The 6636-nt window shown below is 54.7% G+C and carries 2 protein-coding genes; both read right to left on the reverse strand.

Going from position 1 to position 6636, the window contains the following annotated elements:
* Window positions 1-537: 537 nt before the first annotated feature.
* A complete protein-coding gene (gene carB, locus K239x_RS25500; protein ID WP_145421121.1) occupies window positions 538-3789 on the reverse strand; it encodes a carbamoyl-phosphate synthase large subunit in 3252 nt (1083 codons plus the stop codon).
* A gap of 421 nt (window positions 3790-4210) precedes the next feature.
* Window positions 4211-5614, reverse strand: a complete 1404-nt coding sequence (locus tag K239x_RS25505; RefSeq protein ID WP_145421122.1) for a hypothetical protein — start codon at window positions 5612-5614, stop codon at window positions 4211-4213.
* Window positions 5615-6636 lie beyond the last annotated feature (1022 nt).

Here is a 6636-nt window from a genome sequence, read left to right on the forward strand (position 1 = left end):
GCCATGAAATGATGGTTTGTTCTAGTTACGGATGCCTTGCGGGTCTCCAAAGCAGGTTCGCCGAACAATGCCGAAAAGATTGCCTGCTAAAAGCCTGAAAGCGTCGTTTTTTTTGATCACGAAGCATTGCATCCGAGAACGACACAGCTATATTTCAATCAGACGAGTGAGCGACCTGCGAAAGCTTGGCTCTCACCGTCTCATTCCAAATCACTCGAAGGGGCTCTGCCCCGCTCCTTCGTGTTGCTGAGCTCCTGCGGTTTGCTGCCCCATCCGCAGGGGCTCTCTTTTTGCGCCGATTGCCTCTGCTTGGCATCTGCGTGTCCCCCGAGCGACGAAGTCTTGCGGCAATTCCGGGAAGCTCGCAACATCCGATGGCGACTCTGCCGACAGCTCGACGCGCACACACCAACCGGCGGCCCGTCGATAAGAAATGGCTGGATAGAATCCCGATTCAGAATCCCAGCTCATCGGAGTCCTAGCCTAGCGCGCACGTGCAAAACACGATACGCGCATCTGCTCGCCAAGGCCTTGCCCTTAGTTTGCTTCCTGATAACGACTCTGCAGCGACTGCACTTCCATAGGCGCTTCACGCATGGCTCGCATCGCATTGACGGCGGCGTCCGCCGCAGCAAGTGTCGTAATACAGGGCACGCCAAACTGAACCGCAGCAGCACGAATTTTCCCTTCGTCGGTTCGTGCTCCTTTGCCGCTCGGCGTATTCAAAATCAACTGAACTTCACCATTCTTCAGATGGTCGATCAAGTTGGGGTGGCCCTCAGCAATCTTCTTCACACGCGTGACTTCGACTCCGCCAGCTTCCAACCGTTCAGCAGTCCCAGCGGTCGCCAGTAGATTGAACCCTAGTTCCTTCAAACTCTTCCCCAGCTGGAGCGCGGCTTCTTTATGCCGCGACGTCAAACTGATGAAAATGTTGCCCGATTCGGGAAGCACAGCGCCGGCAGCGATCTGGCTTTTTGCAAACGCGATCGAGAACAGTTCGCTGATGCCCATCACTTCTCCCGTGCTACGCATCTCGGGGCCAAGCACAATGTCGACGCCGGCAAACTTGCGAAACGGGAACACGCTTTCTTTGATCGACACGTGTCGTGGAATGGGCTCTTCCGTGACGCCGAGCTCCTTGAGCGTCTTTCCAGCCATCACTTTCGTCGCGATGTTTGCCACCGCTACTCCGGTCGCCTTGGCAACGAATGGCACCGTCCGGCTGGCGCGAGGATTCACTTCCAAAACGTACAGCGATGGCTTGCCATCTTCGATCTTGATCGCAAACTGTATGTTCATCAGTCCCACCACTTTCAATCGATTGGCAAGCTTGACGGTCGATTCACGAATCTCTTTGAGCGAATCCTGAGTAAGACTAAACGGGGGAATCGCACAGGCCGAGTCACCCGAGTGAACCCCCGCCTCTTCGATGTGCTCCATGATGCCCATGATGACACAATCCGTTCCGTCGGAGACAGCATCAACGTCGACTTCCGTCGCGTCTTCCAAGAATCGGTCGATCAGAACAGGCTGTCCATCGGCGACGATGAATGCTTCAGCGACGTATCGATCAAACTGCGTTTTGTCGTAGCAAATTTCCATCGCACGACCGCCCAACACAAAGCTGGGTCGGACAAGTGCCGGAAATCCGATGCGTTTCACTTCGCGGCGGGCTTCGTCCATATTCCGGGCGATGCCACTGGGCGGCTGCTTCAGCCCCAGTTCATCAATCAGCTGCTGAAACTGCTCGCGGTCTTCGGCCGCTTCGATGGTGTCTACGCTGGTACCGATAATGGGAACACCCGCATCCTGCAGACCCCGCGCTAAATTCAACGGCGTCTGACCACCAAACTGTGCGATCACCCCATCCGGCTGAGTCGCATCGCAGACATTCAGCACGTCCTCGATCGTCAACGGTTCAAAAAACAGGATGTCTGACGTGTCGTAGTCGGTACTGACTGTCTCCGGATTGCTGTTGATCATAATGCTTTCGATGCCGATTTCGCGAAGTGCAAAACTGGCGTGGCAACAGCAATAGTCAAACTCGATTCCTTGCCCGATCCGATTGGGGCCACCACCCAAAATAATGACTCGCTTCTTGTCGCCCTTGGGTCGGATCTCCGTTTCTTCTTCATAAGTGCTGTAGAAATACGGCGTGTACGCCTCGAACTCAGCCGCACACGTATCCACGCTCTTAAAGACCGGCTTGATGCCCAACTGCAAACGATGCGATCGAACTGCCATTTCGTCCGAGCCAAAAATCTTTGCCAGCTGACGATCCGAAAAACCATTGCGTTTGGCAGCCAGCAAATCCTCTTTGCTCAGCTTGGCCAAATCTCCAATCGCGATCATCTCGTTTTCCTGCTCCACGATCTGAAACATGTGGTCCAAGAACCAGCGATCGATGTTGGTCAACTCAAAAATCTCGTCCATCGTCATTCCGGACTTCATCGCATAACGCATGTAAAAAATCCGCTCGGCACCGGGCGTGCTCAATCGCGCCCGAATCGTGTCATGATCCGGCTGGTCGTCACGTCCCCATGCATCACGGCCATCGCTGCCTAATCCAAACGCGCCAACTTCCAAACCTCGCATGGCTTTCTGAAGCGACTCTCGAAACGTCCGACCAATCGCCATCGTCTCCCCAACGCTCTTCATCTGCGTCGTCAAAGTCGCGTCGGCTTCGGGAAATTTCTCAAACGCAAACCGTGGCATCTTCGTCACGACATAGTCGATCGACGGCTCAAAACACGCTTTGGTTTCCTTGGTGATATCGTTGGGCAATTCCCAGAGCCGGTACCCGACTGCCAACTTCGCGGCGATCTTGGCAATCGGAAAACCCGTCGCCTTACTGGCCAGGGCACTGGACCGACTAACCCGCGGATTCATCTCGATCACAATCATGCGACCAGTCTTTGGCTCCACCGCAAACTGAATGTTACTGCCGCCCGTTTCGACACCAATCTCGCGAATCACCGCGATCGAAGCATCACGCATGCGCTGATACTCTTTGTCCGTCAGCGTTTGCGCCGGCGCGACCGTGATCGAATCACCCGTGTGCACGCCCATGGCGTCGAAGTTCTCGATGCTACAAATGATGACCACGTTGTCATCATGGTCGCGCATCACTTCCATTTCGTATTCTTTCCAGCCGATGATCGATTCTTCGATCAAGACTTCCGTCACCGGCGATTGGTCCAAACCATTTTGCACCAACGCGTCGAAGTCATCTTTGTTGTACGCAATCGCACTTCCCGATCCGCCCATCGTAAAACTAGGGCGAACGACAGCCGGCAGGCCAACTAGTTTCAGTGCTTTGCGAGCCTGCTCAAGCGTCTGAACCGTTTCGCCCAGGCAGACATCCAAGCCGATCTTTTCCATCGCGAGTTTGAATTTGTCGCGTTCTTCTGCTTTGGCAATGACGTCGGCGCGAGCACCAATCATTTCGACGCCGTATTTTTCCAATACCCCGTTCGCTTCCAAATCCATCGCCGCATTCAACCCCGTCTGACCACCCAGTGTTGGCAGCAACGCGTCGGGTCGTTCCTTGGCGATAATCTTTTCGATCATCTGCCAAGTCAGCGGTTCGATATAAGTCGAATCGGCCGTGCTCGGATCGGTCATGATCGTCGCGGGATTACTGTTGACCAACACAACTTCATAGCCCTCCTCGCGAAGCGCTTTGCAGGCCTGAGTCCCCGAGTAATCGAATTCACAAGCTTGGCCGATCACAATGGGACCGCTACCAATGAGCATGATTTTTTTGATGTCGTCGCGACGTGGCACGGAGCTATTCCAGCAGTAGATAAAGGGGCAAAAATCGCAGAATTCAGTCAATCCCAACCGCCACAGTCTCAGGCCAATAGCCCAGCGGTTCAAATTGCCGCAGAGAATAGCAAAAAACCAGCACAGCGCAGAGGACGCTAATTCGCGATTTGTCACAACGCCCACGAACTGCCGCTCAATCAACGCCAAACAGATCGCACCGGCTTAGCGAAAGGACTCGCCCCAACCAGCCCGCTTGGGAAAAAGAGAATGCGGAAAGACACCCCGCAGGCCGTCCTGGCTGCCAAATCCCGCCTAAAAATAAGTCACTAGGCTCAATTCAACACCGAGCTAGATCACCACCACTCTGGCAGAACCAACAGCCCACCACGGCAATGCCTTCTCTCATTCCATCCGCCAGATTTCTGCAGCAGCCAGATTCCTAGAGCGGCCAAACTCGATACAGCCATGACGAAGCGGACGCCGAGGGAAACGCCGCTAGCGCCGACACGACGCTGATACCCAGCAACGCGATCACCAAAACGCGGCGATGACGCGACCCTTCAAACTGCTCGATCAACGGCGTGATCATCAACAGCCACAACGGTGTCATCCAGATCAACTGACTGGGATAGATCTGCGGCAAGCGACTCTCACTTCCAAAGACCAGCGCTGCGATACAAAACAAAAGACAAGTCAGTGACACGACGGCCACTGCGAATGCGAGCACCTGAAACTCGGACGGTTCAAAACGAATTCCCGCCACCAACGCGATCGGCAACAACAACCACAACGGTGTCAACGAAAACAGTCCATGATGCCCACCTATCGCATGAAAGATACTCTCGACAACCGACAGACTCTCGCGCAAATCGGCAGCAGTCGCTGGCACCTCAGCGTCGGCCGCGCGACTGACATTCGCAATCTCCTGCATCGACAATGATTGACCTTGATCCGTAGCCATTGGATGCGCCGACGTTTGCCCCAAGCCGGCTTGTCCGACCGCGGCCCGATGCACTGTAACTTCGTGCACGGCAGTTTCGTGTACCGCAGTTTCGTGTACCGCAGTTTCGTGTACCGCAGCTTGATGAACTGGCGACTGATCGACCAACGTAAAGTACACGATCCAACTGCAAACAAAAAATGCTCCCGCAATCGCACTCCCCGTCAGGAAGCGACGTATCTCTTCGTGATCAAGACGACCAAACAGCAATAGCCAAGGCACCAACATCAGCGCCGCCGAAAACTGAAAAGCAGCTGCCATCGTAGCCGTGAATCCAGCAGCAACCCAAATCCGGTGCGATGGCTGATAAGAATGCTCCAGACGATCGGAAACGTGCATGTACAACCAAAGCGTTGCCGCCGTCGCGGCAGCTGCCGGCAGCTGATAGTTCAGCGAAGCAGACAGAGGCAACAACATGGTCGCAAAACAAGTCGCTGCAGCCGCCGTGAACCGAGACCATTTCGTACAACCGACTCGGTCGATCGTAAAAATCGTCGCTGCAAAAAAGACTGCCAGCAGCGGCAGATTCACCAACGCCAACACAATCCGTGTCGTCACAACGGATTGATCGTCAAGTGAAAACCGAAACGCTTTCTTTACCACCTGATAGGAAGCCGCAACCATGCTGGCGAAAGGCGACGGGGAATCCTGCGATTCAACGCATGCCGGTTCTGCAGCGACCTCCTGCCAGGCATCGCTCTTGGTTGCATCAACACCGTCAGCCATCACGCTCACGGTTGACCACAGTCCGCGCTCGTTGGCATTTAAAAACGAAGCTTCGTTGCTAGGCACGTCAACCGTGACGATTCCGATGAACGCAAACAAAAGCGCAGCCGTCGCCATCGATAAATAAACAGCCTGGCGCTTTCGTCGTTTGATCGTGTGTTTTCTCAATCGCCTACACCCTCATTTGCCGACGGCATCCGTCGATGCGTTTCTACCCTCTTGGCCGCTAGCAGCACCTCTGCGTGCGAAGTGCACTAAGCATGCGAAGTTCTGCATGCGCCGTGGTGCACCGCCGGCCCAATGCCTGACTAGCAATACGCATAAGAAACTAGTCCCTTGCCCCCCGTAAAAACAAGAGTCTAATCCTGTTTTCTTTCCCATCAGGGTGGAAAAGTCGCAGCGCGTGGTTCAATTGCGATCCTGCCTTTTTGAGCGACGCTTGAAAAGCGACCGCGATGACCGATCGAGCACTAAAAACCAATGTTTTAAGCATCTTGTCCTATTCAGCCGCACGATCACACCGGCGAATTAAACGAGTCCAGCTAGCGTCGGTGCCAGACTGCATGCCCCGCAACTCCGCCACAAAACGAGCCAACGACACCACCCGAGGGGATCCGTTCTCTTAGGTCGCACTTCCCGTCAGGAGGACACCGAAGCCCGACACGGACGCCGCGGCAAGACTGCCGCGCCGCATGATGGCAGTGCTACGCCACTGCAATTTGCCGTCTATCACGGCTTTATCAGCATGCTGCTCCGCCAGATCGGCGAACAGCTTAACACCCGGATTTCAGCTCGCCGCCCCACACTGGCGGACTTCTACGACGTAATCCAAATCGCACCCAACTCCATTCAGGGGATCCTCTGACGAGCTGACCACCCAGCCCTCATCTGAAACGCGTTCACACCATCGAATCCAACACCTAGGGAGACAACATCTACCCACGCGTGGCCCCTCTCTTATTTCCGGAACGTCGTTTCCATGGCAGATCCGCCAATTAAACCAACCAATCCACATCCACATCCAGACCACCCCGACGGATCGCCCGGCCCCACCGAAAAACCAAATCCGGCCTCCAGCCAGTGTTCAAACATACATTTTACGTTCGTCCACTGGTTTTTGATCACTTCTCTGGCATAGC

The organism is Stieleria marina (genome assembly GCA_007741555.1).
Classification (GTDB): Bacteria; Planctomycetota; Planctomycetia; order Pirellulales; family Pirellulaceae; genus K23-9.